The organism is Bradyrhizobium sp. NBAIM03, from assembly GCF_020194055.1.
Lineage (GTDB): Bacteria > Pseudomonadota > Alphaproteobacteria > Rhizobiales > Xanthobacteraceae > Bradyrhizobium > Bradyrhizobium yuanmingense.
Genome location: NZ_JADYVS010000086.1, coordinates 1 through 1,208 on the forward strand (window position 1 = coordinate 1; position 1,208 = coordinate 1,208).

Here is a 1,208-nt window from a genome sequence, read left to right on the forward strand (position 1 = left end):
CTAGTGTCCCGAGTCACAAGTTCGCAATTGTAGATTTGCGTTAGATTCGCGCCGCTGTGGCAGACTGGAGGCTGCAACAGCGACGGAGGATCCGATGGCGGCCGAGCGACTTGCGCCCTTGATATTGAGCGATGATGAGCGTGCTGAACTTCAGTCGCTGACAATGCGGCGAAAGACGGCGCAGGCGCTGGCTCTCAGAGCCCGGATTGTGCTGACCTGTGCGGAAGGCGGTCAGAACAAGGAAGTGGCGGCCAAGCTGGGCCTGGAGCGGGGGGCGGTAGGCAAATGGCGGCGGCGCTTTGTGGAGCAGCGCGTGGCGGGGCTGCACGATGAGCCGCGCTCGGGGGCACCGCGCACCATTGACGATGGTCGCATCGAAGCCGTGATCGTGAGGACGCTGGAAAGCTGCCCCGAGAACGCCACTCATTGGAGTTCTCGCGGTATGGCAAAGGCCAGCGGCCTGTCGGTGTCGACGGTGCAACGTATCTGGCGGGCCTTCGGGCTCCAGCCGCACCGGCTGGAGACATTCAAGCTCTCGACCGATCCGAACTTCGTGGCCAAGGTGCGCGACGTCGTCGGCCTTTACGTCTCGCCGCCAGCGCACGCCATCGTTCTGTGTGTAGACGAAAAGTCTCAAATCCAGGCGCTGGACCGCAGTCAGCCGATGTTGCCGATGCGTCCCGGCCAGCCGGCCCGAAGGAGCCACGATTACAAAAGGCACGGCACCACATCGCTGTTCGCCGCCCTCGACATTGCGACCGGACGGGTTATCGGCAAGTGCTACGGACGGCACCGTGCCGTCGAGTTCCGCAAGTTCTTGGACGAGATCGAGGCCGCTGTGCCGTCCCAACTCGACGTCCATCTCGTCATGGATAACTACGCCACCCACAAGACTCCGCTGATCCGCAGATGGCTGGCTAAACGGCCGCGCTGGCATGTGCACCTGACCCCGACCAGTTCGTCATGGCTCAATCAGGTCGAGCGCTTCTTCGCGCTTCTTACCGATAAGAAGATCAGGCGCGGCGTCTATCGCAGCGTAGCCGCCCTCAGGGCGGACATCGCCTCGTTCATCGAACGACATAACGCTGATCCCAAGCCGTTCCGGTGGACCAAGTCAGCCGACGACATCCTTGCTTCCATCGAGCGCTTCTGCCGTTACAATGCCCCGGTACAACACCATGCGATGTTGCGAACTTCTGGTTCAGGAC

The 1,208-nt window shown here is 62.0% G+C and carries 1 protein-coding gene; it reads left to right on the forward strand.

Features of this window, described 5'->3' with window-relative positions; genetic code table 11:
• Positions 1-94: 94 nt before the first annotated feature.
• On the forward strand, positions 95-1,208 hold a 1,114-nt coding region (locus I6F21_RS37500), incomplete at its 3' end, for an IS630 family transposase (RefSeq protein ID WP_225184355.1).